Annotated in this window: 11 protein-coding genes; 1 reads left to right on the plus strand and 10 read right to left on the minus strand. The window is 61.0% G+C overall.

Annotated elements, in window-relative coordinates; translation table 11 throughout:
• Nucleotides 1-568: 568 nt before the first annotated feature.
• Nucleotides 569-1,462, minus strand: a complete 894-nt coding sequence (gene xth, locus JWR14_RS27905; protein ID WP_299715305.1) for an exodeoxyribonuclease III — start codon at nt 1,460-1,462, stop codon at nt 569-571.
• 500 nt (nt 1,463-1,962) lie between these two features.
• Here xth and JWR14_RS27910 point away from each other — a divergent pair, with 500 nt between their 5' ends.
• The gene (locus tag JWR14_RS27910; RefSeq protein WP_299715308.1) at nt 1,963-2,976 is read left to right on the plus strand and encodes a GlxA family transcriptional regulator; all 1,014 of its coding nucleotides are present in this window, start codon (nt 1,963-1,965) and stop codon (nt 2,974-2,976) included.
• On the opposite strand, the gene JWR14_RS27915 is transcribed toward JWR14_RS27910, so the two are convergent.
• From JWR14_RS27915 to JWR14_RS27955, 9 genes are all read right to left on the minus strand, one after another.
• Nucleotides 2,971-4,206, minus strand: a complete 1,236-nt coding sequence (locus JWR14_RS27915; protein WP_299715311.1) for an FAD-binding oxidoreductase — start codon at nt 4,204-4,206, stop codon at nt 2,971-2,973. The genes JWR14_RS27910 and JWR14_RS27915 overlap by 6 nt on opposite strands.
• Before the next feature lie 37 nt (nt 4,207-4,243).
• Complete coding sequence (locus tag JWR14_RS27920) at nt 4,244-5,926, minus strand: FAD-dependent oxidoreductase (protein WP_299715314.1); 1,683 nt, start codon at nt 5,924-5,926, stop codon at nt 4,244-4,246.
• 61 nt (nt 5,927-5,987) lie between these two features.
• A complete protein-coding gene (locus tag JWR14_RS27925) occupies nt 5,988-7,355 on the minus strand; it encodes an MmgE/PrpD family protein (protein WP_299715317.1) in 1,368 nt (455 codons plus the stop codon).
• A gap of 24 nt (nt 7,356-7,379) precedes the next feature.
• Entirely contained in the window at nt 7,380-8,468 is a 1,089-nt protein-coding gene (locus JWR14_RS27930) for a hybrid-cluster NAD(P)-dependent oxidoreductase (RefSeq protein WP_299715319.1), read from the minus strand.
• Nucleotides 8,461-9,735, minus strand: coding sequence for an aromatic ring-hydroxylating dioxygenase subunit alpha (locus tag JWR14_RS27935; protein WP_299715322.1), 1,275 nt, complete (start codon nt 9,733-9,735; stop codon nt 8,461-8,463). The genes JWR14_RS27930 and JWR14_RS27935 overlap by 8 nt, the downstream gene beginning before the upstream one ends.
• 86 nt (nt 9,736-9,821) lie before the next feature.
• Entirely contained in the window at nt 9,822-10,676 is an 855-nt protein-coding gene (locus JWR14_RS27940) for a nitrilase-related carbon-nitrogen hydrolase (protein ID WP_299715325.1), read from the minus strand.
• Between the two features lie 20 nt (nt 10,677-10,696).
• Nucleotides 10,697-11,620 carry a glycine betaine ABC transporter substrate-binding protein gene (locus tag JWR14_RS27945; RefSeq protein WP_299715328.1) on the minus strand — a complete coding sequence of 308 codons (924 nt, stop codon included), beginning with the start codon at nt 11,618-11,620 and terminating at the stop codon, nt 10,697-10,699.
• An 83-nt stretch (nt 11,621-11,703) separates the two neighbouring features.
• Nucleotides 11,704-12,438, minus strand: coding sequence for an ABC transporter permease (locus tag JWR14_RS27950; RefSeq protein WP_299715331.1), 735 nt, complete (start codon nt 12,436-12,438; stop codon nt 11,704-11,706).
• Between the two features lie 2 nt (nt 12,439-12,440).
• Nucleotides 12,441-12,628 (minus strand): hypothetical protein (locus JWR14_RS27955; RefSeq protein ID WP_299715334.1); only part of this gene is annotated, 188 nt, incomplete at its 5' end.

Below are 12,628 nucleotides of genomic sequence, written 5' to 3' on the forward strand. Positions count from 1 at the left end.
GAATAACATGTTGTCCGACGGCAGCAACGCGCTCTCTTCAAGCACGCTGTGCCTTGCCGACAAATGACTTGGCCCGGGACCACATGCTAGCGATAGGCATGACAACCGCGGAGGTAGCCAAGCGACCGTTGCTCAGGACCGCGAGAACTGCAGCGTCGCACGGGGAGCAGGCTGGATGATAAGTCGGGCGATGCATTCCCCGGCTATGCTCCTACCTATTCAATGACCAAAGAAGATATCGCATCGGGGTCCGCTTTTGCAGGGCATGGAGCGCATCCCTCCCACTGCGCTGCGAGTAGTCGGAACGCCTCCGTATGGGGTGTCAGTCGAGACTGCGCAGGACCTTCCCCGTTCTGCTGCATCGGTGGTTGCGCGGCCGCAAATTGGCCCGCGCTTCGCGATCTGTGTTCGTCCGCACCGCCGCATGCGGGGACGAGTGTCATGGCCGGCGCGGCGACGGTGCTCGCACGCAATTTGCTGAAACCGACGTCGCCGCCCGTCAAACTGCTGATCGACCTGTTCGGCCGGCATTCACAAATAGCGATCTTTCAGCAGCCATCCGCCACGCTCATGCGCGCTGCCGCCGTACGCGCCGCGCCGGACTCGACTCCGCTGCGCCGCGGCTGTCAGGCTGCCGAGCGATAACTGCCAGGTCGGCGCCCCCCTCCTTCGCACCAAGCTTGCGCTTGAGTGGCCCCAGTTCAACCCAGGTTGGCGCATGATCGCTGGCGTGCGATTGTCCACGCACCCATTTGCTGACGTCGGCCGTTTTCAGGCGTGTCGCCACATCGGGACTCAATAACAAGTGATCGATCCGAAGACCGGAGTCGGTTTGCCAATGCTGCCGAAAATAATCCCAAAATGTATAAACCCGTTCATCGCCGTAGACTCGACGAAGCGCATCGGTCCAGCCCTGACTCAACAGCCGCTCGAAACATTCGCGGCTTTCCGGCTGCAACAGCGCATCCTTTAACCAGGAACGCGGATTATAGATGTCGTCATCAGTAGGAACGACGTTGAAATCGCCTGCCAGGATCACAGGATGCTTGCTCTCAAGCAACGCCGCCGAATACTCGATCAGTCGCTCGAACCACGCGAGCTTGTACTGAAATTTGGGACCCGGCTGCGGATTGCCATTCGGTAAATAGAGGCAACCAATGATCATGCCCTCGATGGCCGCTTCAATGTAGCGACTTTGTTTATCGTCTTTATCGCCGGGCAAGCCGCGGCGGCTTTCGAGCGGATCTGCGCCCTTCTGCAGGATCGCGACGCCATTCCATGAAGTCTGGCCGTGCCAGATTGCACCGTACCCGGCCGCGTTGATTTCCCTCGCAGGAAATCCGGAATCCGGCACCTTAAGTTCCTGCAGGCAAACAACATCGGGCATTTCCCTGGTCAGCCACTCCAGCAATCCGGGTAGCCGTGATCGAATCCCATTGACGTTGAAGGTCGCTATTTTCATTTGTCCAGACTTCCCGAAGGAAATTGCAGGGTCCCGGCCTACCAGCAAAAAGCGTGCTGCGGCGATTCCAGACGCAGTTTGTTCAAAGCGGCGGTCCTTCAACGCACGCCGCTCCGCTGCGGAAACGTCGCCGGCTGGGCGCCCGGGAAAGAACTGTATTTCGGCCAAGCCTTAAGCACCGCTTTCTGCCTGGGCGCCAGACGTCTTCACGGGCGGAACTCTATAAGGCGCCACCGGCGACAACTGGAATGTACAGCTAGTACCATGGGCATGAATTTGTCTTGTCCTCGGTCGGCTGCCGGCGACCTGCTCCTCTCCTACGACACGGGGCTCTTCAACGGAAGCTCTACATTCGGAGCCAAGCGCAACCGCAGTTGAAGGAGGGTGCCGCGCCCTGCCAGAAAACAACGGCCGTTTTCTTGATGGCGTAGGATAGTCAAGGCTGGCTCGCACAGTTCCAGCGGCGCGAGCCTTACTCGCAGAAATGCATTCGGTGGACCATGAATCCTGACAGCGTCGATACGCTAAGCACGCTTCACATATCTGAATCGCCGACGGTTGTTATTACGCGGCGGTTCGTGTTCCTGCTGGTGGAAGGGCTTTCAATGATGAGCCTGTCATCCGCGATCGAACCCTTGCGCTCGGCTAATCGCCTCACCGCCCAGCCGCTCTATGCATGGAACATGGCAAGTCTCGACGGAACACCGGTACAGGCCTCGAACGGAATCGAACTACAGGCTCGCCCGCTCGCTGAGGCCATGCTTCACGCGGATTATCTGTTCGTGTGCGGTGGCCTGCGGCTCGACCCCGAACTCGAACCCCGCTATCTGCGCGCACTGCGCACTGCGGCGCGCAGCAAGGCAGTGATCGGGTCCCTATCCACAGGCAGTTATCTGCTGGCCCGTGCGGGGTTGCTCGATGGTTACCAATGCACCATCCACTGGGAAAACCTGCCAGCGTTCACGGAAGAGTTTCGCGACCTGCTGTGCTCGGGAAAGATCTACGAGATCGATAGAAACCGGATGACCTGCTCAGGTGGCATCGCGGCAATGGACATGATGCTGCACCTGATCTCCGAGCAGCACGGCGCTGAGCTCGCGGTGCGCGTGGCAAACCAGTTTCATCATGAACGCATCCGCGACGGCCGCGACGATCAGCGCGGCTGGCGCGACCACAATCACGCCAGCCTGCCAAGAGGCATCCGGCGAGCGATCGACCTGATGCGGGTGAACGTGGAAGCACCGCTGCCGATTGCGCAGATCGGGACGACCATCGGCATGACATCGCGACAACTCGAACGCCTGTTCCTGCGTCACCTGAACGCCACACCCGCACGCTATTACGTGCAGCTGCGGCTTGAACGCGCGCACGAATTGCTGGCCTATTCAAGCGTTCCGGTGGCCGACGTTGCGCTCGCTACAGGCTTTGCTTCGCCCTCGCACCTGGCGCGCTGGGTGCGTCGTGTGTATCAGGCTAGCCCGTCCGACCTGCGCGGCGCGCAGTCACGTTCATAGCGGTGCGAGTGAGTCTTGCGAGGCGAGCTGTGAGGCGGGCTGTGACTCCAGCGGCAGCCAGCCCTGCAACGCCCGCCAGTCCGGTTCAAGATTCTCAAATCGCGCAAGCGCAAAGATCGACAGATCCGCGAAGCTGCATCTGCCGTCAATCACGAGATCGCGGATAGCGTGACCACTTGCCGGCGACAACCCGAATCCGACGCTCGATAACGTCGCCAGGGTGAGGTTATCGAATTGACCAGGCTGGTCGATGATCGGTCGTCCGTCAGGCGTATTCTCGATGAAACCCGCCCAGCTCCGAATCACACGTGCATGCGCGACCTTCGGAAACAAGGCCGCCACGCGTGCCGCGATGCTGCATTGCAAAGGTGTGGAATGAGGCCGCTGGCGGTTCGCGTCGGCGAGGTCGATCCACTCGTGCGGGCCGCCGCCATACGCGAGATTGCCGCGCAGCGTCTGCCGTCCATACAGACCGTTGCCGTCAACGCCGCCTATGCTCATGGGCGGTAGCGGTTCCGTCACGATCATCTCGGCGCGCGCGCTCGCAAGCGGGACATCCACGCCGAGTTGCGCGGCAAGCTCGCCCGTGTGCAGCCCGGCGGCAAGCACCAGATGATCACACGCGATGTGGCCGCGGTTTGTGTTTACGCCAGTGACATGTTCGCCGTTCGTCGTGAAGCCGGTCACGTTCGTATACTGCAGCAAACGCCCGCCGTGATCCTGCATCGCCCATGCATAAGCTTGCAGCGTCCGGTGCGGATTCGCGTGACCGCCGAAGTGATAGAAGTACCCGCCGAAGACATTGTCGCCCGCGAATGGCACGAGTTCGCGGACCTGCCTGGGATCGAGAACGTCGGAGCGCAAACCGTGAAACGCGCCGTTATCCAACGCCCGGCGATACAGCAGGAACTGATGCTCGTCGAGCGCAATGCGAATGCGGTTGGGTCGAAATTCAGTAGGATAACCGAGTAATTCATCCATCATCGGCCAGAGCCGCTGCTCTTCCAGGAATAACGGACTGTGATGATGCGAGCAGCCACCGCCGTTGCGGCCGGATGCGCCCCAGCCGATCAGGCCGGCATCGAGCACAAGCACGTTTACGCCGGCGCTGGCTAGCCACCAACCTGCGCTCAGGCCGGTGACACCTCCGCCAATGATTACCACCGCGGCACCTTTAGGCATCTCGTTGTTGGGGCCGGGATTGTCTGTCTGGCGCTGTTGCGCTGTCATAGTTTGCTTGTCCTCGTGCTTCTGCATTTTTGAATACCTACTCGCTCGCCACGGCTGTGCCGCGCTCGCGTCCTGCCGCCGTATAAAGCGGCACAGGGCGCCAGAACGGCACCCATTGCGAGGCCATTCCAAACCAGCTATCCCAGTGCTTGCCGAGTTCGGGCACTTCCTCCAGGACGGCAAGCAGACGCAGCGGCAGCGGGCGCACCGGCGAACGGAATGTGGCGAGCGGAATGGCGGCCAGTTCGGTTCCCGAACCGATGGACATTAGCGCAGCGACCTGCTCGCGGCACCGTCGTCCCTGGCACGGCCCCATGCAGGCGCGCGTGAGACGCTTGACGATGTCAGGGTTTGGCGGGCCATCGCCGGCAAGTTGTGCGAGCGTATGCGGGCGCTCATCGGCCTTCTTGCTATCCCAGCCGATGTAACGCGGAGGGCGAACCAGCAGGATCTCGGCGGCCGTGACTTCCTCGCATTGGCAGACATAAGGTTCGCCAACCGCTTCGACCACCGACGCACGCACCCACGCACAGCGCTCGTCAGCGGGGTCGGTGTAGGTCGCATCGGGAACCACCGGCGCTTCATAGGCAACCTCCTGATCATTCACGCCTAAAGCACTCAATGCGGTTGCCGCTGCGATCCGCCCTTCGCGTCTCGCGATCGATGGCGCTACACTTTTAGCCGCCCATGTCCCGGTGCAATCGCCTGCAGCGAAAATGAACGGCAACGACGTACGCTGTGCTTCGTCGCTCCTTGCAACATGCCCGCCGCGCTCCGGGATAAATGCGGTCTCGCAGCCGGCCGCCTCAAGCAATTCAATCGCCGGTACTGCCGCGATCCCCAGCAGCACCGTGTCGCAAGCGAGGCGCTTCAATTCATTCTTTCGATGCCGCCCGCTCGCGTCCACTGCCACGAGCGTCACGGCCTCGACCTCGCCCGATCCGGTAGCGCCCTCGGCCCGCTCGATCACATGGCGCGTCAGCACCTGCGTTCCCTTTGCGATGAGCTGGGCGAGTAGCGCGGCATCGCCTGTCACGGCTTCGCCTTGCTCGATCACCGCGGCAATACGCACGCCTTTGTCGGAGAGTGCATTCGCTATGTGCAACGCAGCAGTACTGCTACCCACCACCACGGCTACGCGCGCGCTCAGCGCGTCATAAGTGATTGCAAGCCGATAAGCAGCGCCTGCGCCCATCACGCCAGGCCGTTCCCAACCCGGGAATGCAAGGCCCATGTCACGGCTGCCGGATGCAACAATCACCTGTTTGAAACGCAGCAAATATGCACGGGCGTCGTCTGCGAGACCCGCGACGCAACCGTCGATCCACGCAGCCGTGGGACGTTGCGGAAACAGGCCCCATGCTACCGTCCCGAGGCGCACATCTACTCCAGCTTCCAGCGCATCAGCGAGTTCAGGCGTGCTCTCCAGCAGCGCTTCGAGCATGGCGTTCCGGTTCGCCACAACCGACCCCATCCGACTGCCGAAGTGTAGAGGAATCTCTTCGCCCATCGTTTCGAAGGGCACCGGGTTTTCGTCGATCAACGTCACCCTCACGCCTCGATTCGATGCAGCCAGCGCAGCGGCAAGTCCCGCCGGCCCCGCTCCGATCACGAGCAGATCAGTTTCATCGGCGATGGGCGGTTGCTTGCCTGCGACCGACGCCGGATCGTATTCCACAGGGCCGGATGGTTCGGCAGGATGCCGCACGGGTTGGTCCACGAGTAGTCCTCGAGCGATGAAGGATTGTCCGATTATCAGGTGACGAGCACTGCGCTCAAGATCACAAAACCGACCTGATCGCTTCCGCGGGCGACGTTTCCGACGCGGTCAGCACGAGATCAAGAAGCGGGCTCAGGGCGTGCACCGGTTCAGTCAGGACGAACACCTCCCGCTCTATGGCCGCCGCCCTTTCGGGGCCTAAGTGCGCATCGGTGAACGCGCGAAACTTCGCACGCAGCGCATCCCTCGGCAATGGCCGTTCGGGGTCGCCCTGTGATTGCATCGGACCGGAATCAAGCGTCCTGCCATCGCGTGTATGCACGATGACACGTGCCCAACGTTGCGCGGGGAACAGCGCGCTGAATGAAGCGGAATCCCGCAGACTCAGGCGCGGAATCAGATAACGCAAGCGCGCGTCGGCGAGACCATTCGGCCCGATCGTTTCTGCATCCACGCGTCCATCCAGAAGCGCCGCCGCAACGGGAAAAAGAACGCCGTACTGTGCTTCCTCCGTCGTGACCGGAACAGATGCGCACAGGCGGGTGGCCTCGTGAAACGTCTCGATCTCGACGCTTTCAATGGCATCCGCCACGAATACTTCAGTCTCGCGTAAACGCAGTGCGCAAGCGATTGCCGGATGCGCCCAGCGACACACTGGAAATGGTTTGAAATACTGTTCGAGAATGAACCAGCGTTGCCCGAGATCGGACCACAACGCACCTTCATCGTGAGCTTCGACTGTCAGCGCAGGCGCGCCGGTGAAATGACGCTCGGCGAGTAAAGCGGCGCTCACACCCGCCATGCAACCCCAGCCCGAGCCGTCCTTGAGCATCGTCGGAAAATCGATGCAGCGCATCATGTCGCTGCGGGGTCCGTGATACTCCGCGATACCTAACGCATGACGCGTTCGCTCAATATCGAGCTTCAGCCCTCGTGCAATTATCGCTGCTGCGGCCAGGGTGTTCCACGCGCCGGACGTGTGATATTCGCTGCTGGTTGCGTGCAGCGCGATGCCGGCACGCGTCCCGATCTCGTAGCCGAGCACAAGGCTCGTGAGGAAGGAACGGCCGTCCATGGACGGGTCCAGTTCCGCCATCGCCAGCAACGCAGGCAGCACAGCCACGCCGACGTGACCCTTGGTCAGCGAATGACCGTCGTGACCATCGAAGCTGTCGATTGTCATCGCGCCGGCCAATGCCGCACCAAGTGGACTCGCAATACGTCCGTTGAACAGCAGCCGTGTGCGCATGCTGCCCGCGCCGAAAAATTCAGCGGCATGATCGCAGGCTATCTGCGCGAGTTGCGTGCCGCTGCCCGCTGCCGCGACGCCAAGCAGATCGAGTAAGCAGTATTGCGCTTGCTCGACCACAGCGTCAGGCAGATCCTCGAAGCGAAGCGAGTGGACGAATGGTCCGACGTGATCGTTCATTGCGTGTGGTCTGCCGGAGATAGGTTAGAAGTCGAGCGCCAGATCGGATAACGGCCGGCTCGAACAGGCAAGAATGAGACCCTTTGCTTCGTCTTCCGTCGAGAGACCGCCTTGATGGCGCATGTCAATCACGCCCGAGCGTTTGTGCAATTTGCAGGTCCCGCAGATGCCGCTCGCGCAACCGCAGGGAATGACGACGTGCTGCCGCGATGCGGCCATCAAGATCGTTTCGCCCACACGCGCAGTGAAGTGCTTCTCGCCAAGCGTGATATTGAATCGCGTGTCCGCGCCCAAAGCCGCGCTGTCTGCCGGCGAAGTTGGTACCGCCGCCGCGCCGAAATGCTCCACATGAAAACGCGCATGTCGGGCGCCATCGGCGGCATGAATGCGGCGGACATCGTCCATAAACGACGTCGGGCCGCAGCAATAAACTTCACGCGTGAAAAAATCAGGCATGGCCGCTGCAATCAGCCGTCGTGATACGCGCCCACGCAAACCGAACCACCCAGGTCCCGGCTGACTCAGCGTGATGGTCGCTTGCAGCTTGGGCATGCGCGTCTGCAACGTAGCAAGCTCGTCGGCAAACAAGATATCTTCCGCACGACGTGCCGCATGAAACCACGCAATATCCTGCCCGGGCGCGTGGTGCGCGAGGGTACGCAGCATCGACATCAACGGCGACGCGCCCGATCCCGCCGAGACCAACGCGATCGGTCCTTGCGGCATGGTATCGAGCCGAAATACGCCTAGCGGGTAACGCGAACGCACACACATGCCGGGCTTCAGTTCATCGTGCAACCAGCGCGTGACGCGACCTGCAGGCTGCCGTTTGAGCGTGAGTTCGAGCGTGTGGTTATTGGCAATAGCACCAGGAGCCGATGCTATCGAGAACGTCCGGTCCACGCGCTCGCCTTCCATATCGAGCGTCAGCAGCATCGCCTGCCCAGCGACGAAACGGGGTCCATTAAGTTCCGTATCGCGGAACACAAACGTCTTCACGTCCGGCGATTCGCACCGCACGTCGATGCATTCCAGCACGCGATCCACGGGCGCATCCGGGGTACCAGGGAACGGCACTTCGAACGCATCGATATCGCCAAGGCTGTTAGCCATTGGACACCTGCAATGCAATCGTCCGAGGCTTCGAGCTCACGCGTTCAACATACGCTGCAAGTTTGTCCGCGTACCAGTTCGTGAAGTTGCGCAACATGAACTCGGAGGGCGCGTACGGTCCCGGCACGTAGACTTTCGATGCAATACCCAAATGGTTGTTTGCCGCCAGCCGCGCGTCCTGATCGTTGGTCGCGCGCCAGACCGATGTGAGCGTTTCAACGTCGTAATCCACGCCTTCCACCGCATCTTCATGAACGAGCCAGGTCGTGCGCAACTCGGTCCGGTTCGCGGAGAGCGGCAGGATGCGAAAGTGCATGATGTGATCGGAGAGGAAGTGATTCCAGTTGTTGGGCACGCGGAACATTCTCACCGAACCGAGATCCGGCTCGGTCAACTCGCCGAGCAGTTTGGTACAGGCCGGCGACCCATCCGCCGTGAACGAAACCGCGCCGCGATGAAACGGCAAGCGGATGCAACGGAACTCGTTGCCGCCATCTGCCGGCAGATGCGGAAGGCTCAAGCTGTCCCACTGGCGAGCTTTGTCATCCATCAACTGGCGGAAATCCTGCGAGCCGTGCGGATCGTCGGGCAAAGCGAACTCAACCAGCGTGGCAAGCAGTTCGGGATGATTGCCCGAGCAGTGATAACACTCGCGGTTGTTCTCGATCACAAGCTTCCAGTTCGCGTTCTCCACGATGGTCATGGAACACGCCACCTTCGTCCGTTCGGGCTGATGCGGTGCAATGTACGGCGTCACCGCACGACAAAAGCGCGACAGGTCGGGTGTGATCGAGTGGGGATCGGCAGGATCGGCGAGACAGATGTAGACCATCCCGCAGATCACTTCCACCTGCACCGGTGCGAGTCCATAACCGTCACGTTCGAAATCAGACGGCATCTGGCGTGCGTGCAACAGCGAGCCGTCCAGGTCATAGACCCACTGATGATAAGGACAGACTAACCGGTGCACATGTCCCTGCGGTTCCATGCAGATACGCGATCCGCGATGCCGGCAGGTATTGAAGAATGCCCTGATCTCCCCGTGCGGATCGCGCAACACGACCACCGACGTCTCGCCAACTTCCAGCGTCTGATAGTCGCCGGGCTGGGGAATCTCGCAGGCGTTCAGCGCGAACAGCCAGTCGTTCATAAAGACAGCGTCGAGATCCAGCGCGTGAAACGATTCGTCGATATAAAACGGCTGAGCCAGACTGAATCCTTCGCGCCGGCTGGCCAGTAGAGCGTGAACCCGTGCTGCGTCCCACATCGTCATGTCCGCCCAAAAAAGCATTGGTGTGAAGCTATTGTCTTCCGCCGTTTTGCGATGTGAGCGCAGGTTCACGACCAAGCCCATCACGAATCCGACACGATGCGACACGATGCAGCAACCGGATTCAACTTCAGCGCATTGGCGTCCCGAATGGTGGGTAATGCGAACCGCGCGCGGCGCACGGCGTCGTAGTCCAGGCTCGCGACCACCAGTTCTTCGCGAGCCTGTTCGCTTTGAGCAATGACGTGACCATCGGGGCCGACGATGCGCGAACCGCCCCAGAAATGAAGGTCGCCCTCGCGCCCCACGCGGTTCGCCATCACGACCGGTGTCCCGTAGACAAGCGCGTAGAAACGCAAGGCGAGATCCCAACCGCGTGGGTTGTCAAAGTCCTGGCCGACGGCTTCGAGCGCCGAGCTGACCGGCGCCGCGAACAAGGTCGTGCCGGCACACGCCGATGCATGCACGAGCGCCGGATTCCACAGGTCAGCGCAGATCGGCGTAGCGACGCGCCAGTGCGCATCGAGATCGAAACCGCCGAGTGCGTTGCCTGGGGCGAAATACTTGCCGTCATCGAGCTTGCCGTAAGTCGCTAGCGAAATCTTCCGATGCACGTGGACCACGCGGCCTTGTGCCAGCGTAGCCACGCTGTTGTAGAACTGCGCGCCCGGTGCTTCTTCTATGAAACCAACTACCGCATGCATGCCACTACATGCAGCCGCTATGCGCAGCAGCACGGCGTCATCGGCGGGCATGGCGAGATCGAGCGTTTCCCTCCCCGCGCCGTGACCCGCCAGTGACAGTTCCGGAAATACCAGCAGTTGCACATTCGCCGCTGCGGCGGCTGCCAGCATCGACAGATGTTTGTCGACATTCGAAGCAATCGCGCCCGGCACACTTTCCATCTGTGCAGCCGCCACCACGAGTTCATGTTTCATGTTTGCGCCAGAGCCCCGCTTTAAATCAGTCCCGACGACTTCAGGAACTCAGTCGCGACGTCGTCCACCGACTTCTTCGACACGTCCACTTCGGCGTTCAGGCGTGCCATGGTCTTATCGTCGAGTTTCGCGGAAAGCGCGTTGAGAATGCCCGCGAGCTTGGGGTTTGCATCAAGTGTTTCTTTGCGGATGACCGGTGTCAGCGCGTAGGCCGGGAAGAAACCCTTGTCGTCGCGCAGCACGACGAAGTTGAACGCGGGCACGCGGCCATCGGTCGTGAACACCAGCGCGAGATCGACTTGCCGGTCCTTCAGCGCCTGATACGTCAAGCCCGAATCCATCCGCTTGACCTGCGACGGCGAGAAGCTGAAATCATAAGCTTGCTGCAACGGCTTGAGCCCGTCCGGCCGTGCGTAGAACTCCGAATTGCACGCAAACGTCAGTTCCTTGCCGCCCTTGAGCACCTTCGACAAATCGCTTAGCGAGACAATGCCAAGCTTCGCGGCTTCGTCACGATTCATCGCCAGGCCGTAGGTATTGTTTGCCTTCGACGGATCGAGCCACACGAGTCCCTTCTTCGCATCCAGTTCTTTCACGCGCTGGTAGGTCTGCGCGGGATTCAGATGCTCCGTGACCTTGTTGTAGGTGATCAGCGAGGTGCCCGTATATTCCCAATACACATCGATCTGGCCATTTTCCTGCGCCTCGCGCAGCACGCTGCTGCCCATGCCGTCCTTCTTCACGACGGTGAATCCCTTGGCCTCCAGCAAGGCGGTGGTCATCTGCGCCATCAGCACTTGCTCGGTGAAATTTTTGCCGCCGACCGTGATCGTGGCCGCGCCGGCGGACGTCGATGCAAAAGCTGCGCCGATACAAAAACCTAGCGCGCAGGTAAATGCGGAAATCGAAGCGCGGGAAAAAAACCGGGAGAGCCGAGTGTGCATGGAAGGTCCGAAATGTGGTTAAGGGACAAAGGGACAAACTGACTTGGCAAACGAAATTGGCAAACGAAACGAAAAGAGACCGGTCAACGCTGTGGATTCACGCCACGTGGCACGAGGCGAAGCTGCATCTGCGCGACCAGCATGTCAGTGGCAATGGCGAGCGCTGCCGTTGGAATTGCGCCGGCCAGCAGCATCGTGAAATCGTTCAGATCGATGCCGGTAAAGATCAGTTCGCCCAGCCCGCCACCGCCCACAAGAAACGCCAGCGGCGCGGTGCCGACGGTGATAGCCAGAGCCGTCCTGAGTCCCGCGAAAATGACGTACATCGCGTTGGGCATTTCCACGCGCCACAGGATCTGTTGCTTGGTCATGCCAATGCCCGTCGCGGCGTCGATCAGCGTCGGCGGCACGGCGCGCAAGCCTTCGTAGGTATTCATCGCGATCGGCAGCAGGGTCGCGACCCACAAGCCAAAGATGGCCGGCTTGGCGCCGATTCCAAGCAGGCTCATGGCCAGTGCAAGCAGCGCGAGTTTCGGCACGGCTTGTCCCGCGTTGAGCGCGAGCAGCACAAGATGCGCAGCACGGCCTCGTCCGGGGCGGCTAAGCCAGATGCCCGCGGGGATCGCGACCACGACAGCCGCCAGACCGGCAATTGCAACCATGAGCATCTGCTGACCGGCCTGATAGACGATGTCCGCGCGATACTGCGCGAGCGACGAGAACCAGTTGTCGGCATGAGCGTCGGCGCAAGTGCCGAGCATCATGAGCGCCACGACCAGACATCGGCCGCGCATGCGATGAACGGTGGGCGCGCTCATGTTCAGGCTCCCTCTTCGGCACGCGTGAGTGCGTTCGGAGCTTCCTGGCCCGCAAGTGGAAGTAAACCCGCGGCGTTATCGGTGAAAACACTCAAGCCAGCTTGAGCGCATGCGTTCGGGTCTCCCGCGCGCGCCAATGCTGCGATCGCTGCATAGCTGACATAACCGGCAAAGCGGCCGGCATCGTCGA

It is taken from the genome of Caballeronia sp. (assembly GCF_028292365.1).
Lineage (GTDB): Bacteria > Pseudomonadota > Gammaproteobacteria > Burkholderiales > Burkholderiaceae > Caballeronia.